2 protein-coding genes are annotated in these 1,665 nt (G+C 72.8%); one reads left to right on the top strand and one right to left on the bottom strand.

Annotated elements, in window-relative coordinates; genetic code table 11:
* Positions 1–41 precede the first annotated feature (41 nt).
* The gene (locus tag ACGFYU_RS37875) at positions 42–917 is read right to left on the bottom strand and encodes an alpha/beta fold hydrolase (RefSeq protein ID WP_393831841.1); all 876 of its coding nucleotides are present in this window, start codon (positions 915–917) and stop codon (positions 42–44) included.
* An 87-nt stretch (positions 918–1,004) separates the two neighbouring features.
* Here ACGFYU_RS37875 and ACGFYU_RS37870 point away from each other — a divergent pair, with 87 nt between their 5' ends.
* Positions 1,005–1,553, top strand: coding sequence for a CGNR zinc finger domain-containing protein (locus tag ACGFYU_RS37870; RefSeq protein ID WP_393831840.1), 549 nt, complete (start codon positions 1,005–1,007; stop codon positions 1,551–1,553).
* Positions 1,554–1,665 lie beyond the last annotated feature (112 nt).

Here is a 1,665-nt window from a genome sequence, read left to right as displayed (position 1 = left end):
GAGTGGGGGCGGAGCCCGCGCAGGGGCAAACGTAAGGGGGGCTACGGGAGTTCGGTGAGGAAGGTGGAGATCAGCGGGGCGATCTCCGCGAGGTGGGTCTCCAGGGCGAAGTGCCCGGCGCCCTCGAAGACGTGCACGGCCGCACCCCCCGCATCCCGCAGATACGCCTTCGCCCCCGCCACCGTGAAGAACGGATCCCCCGCCCCCCACACGACCAGCACCGGCACCCCCGCGCTCCGCAACCACCCCTGCCAGGCCGGGTAATGCGTGAGGTTCGAGGCGTAGTCGAAGGCGAGGTCGGCTTGGGCGTCGGCCCGCCCCGGCAGGCCCAGGTAGTGCATGTCGAGGGTCCAGCTGTCGGGGGAGATCAGGCTGGTGTCGGCGACGCCGGTCTCGTACTGGAAGCGGGTGCCCTCCAGGGTGAAGAGCGCGCGGATCCGTTCCTCGTTGCCCGGGACCTCGCGCCGGAGCCCGGTGAACTCGCGGGCGGCGTCCGAGAGGCCCTCCTCGTACGCGTTGCCGTTCTGCACGATCAGCCCGGTCACCCGGTCCGGCCGCCGCGTGGCGAGCCGCAGCCCGACCGGCGCGCCGAAGTCGAAGACGTACAGGGCGAAACGGTCGAGGCCCAGGGCGTCGGTGAAGCCCTCCACGATGTCGGCGAGCCGGTCGAAGGTGTACGTGAACCCCTCCGGGGCCTCGGTCCTGCCGAAGCCGGGGTAGTCCGGGGCGATCAGGCGGTACGGGGTGTCGCCGAGGGCGTCCATCAGGCGGGCGAACTGGTGCGAGGCGGTCGGGAATCCGTGCAGGAGCAGGAGGACGGGGCCGTCGGCGGGGCCGCTCTCGCGGTAGGCGACGCGTACGCCGTCCACGTCGACGGTGTGGTGCCGGACGGAAGGGACGGTGCGGCGGGCGGTCATCACATGCCTCCTGTGCGGTTGTTGGCATTAGCTTTGCCGCTTCTTGTTAATGGGTCAAGGGATTCAGATAGCATTAGGCATGTGGCAGTGAACTTTCCGCTTACCGGTGAGCCCCTGGCTCTGGACCTCCTCAACACCCGTACCGCCGAGGGCGATCTCGTCGCCGACGCGGCGGGTCTGGCGGCGTGGCTGGCCGAGCAGGCCGGGCGGCTGACGCCGGTCGGCGAGGTGGGTGCGGCCGAGGTGGCGGCCGTGCAGGCCGTACGGGAGGCCGCGCGGGCGGCGCTGGACGCGGTGCGGGGTGGTGACCGGCCCCCGGCCGATGCGCTGCGCGCGCTGAACGAGGCGCTGGCCGGGGCACCGGCCCACCGCGAGCTGGCCTGGACGGAGGAGGCCGGCGTCACGGCGTCCCCGCACCGGACGGCCACCCCGGCGCGGCGGCTCGCGGCGGAACTGGCCGAGGCGGTCGCGGAGCTGCTGACCGACTCCCGTGTGACGTCGGTTCGCGCCTGCGAGGCGGAGGACTGCGTGCTGGTGTTCCTGCCGGTGCATCCGAGGCGGCGGTGGTGTGTGGCCTCGGCTTGCGGCAACCGGGTGCGGGTAGCCCGCTATTACGCCCGCCGCAAGGGCCTCTGACCCGCGACGGGTCGCCCCCCTCCCACTCCCCCGCTCCTCAATCGCCGGAGGGGCTGGATCCGCCTGACGAGCCCGGGCAGGCGCGGCTCAAAGACCGGGGCTCCGCCCCGTG

The organism is Streptomyces sp. NPDC048337 (assembly GCF_043201175.1).
Lineage (GTDB): Bacteria > Actinomycetota > Actinomycetes > Streptomycetales > Streptomycetaceae > Streptomyces.
Note: the sequence above shows the minus strand (reverse complement) of the source record. Positions and strands in the feature narration are given on the sequence as shown.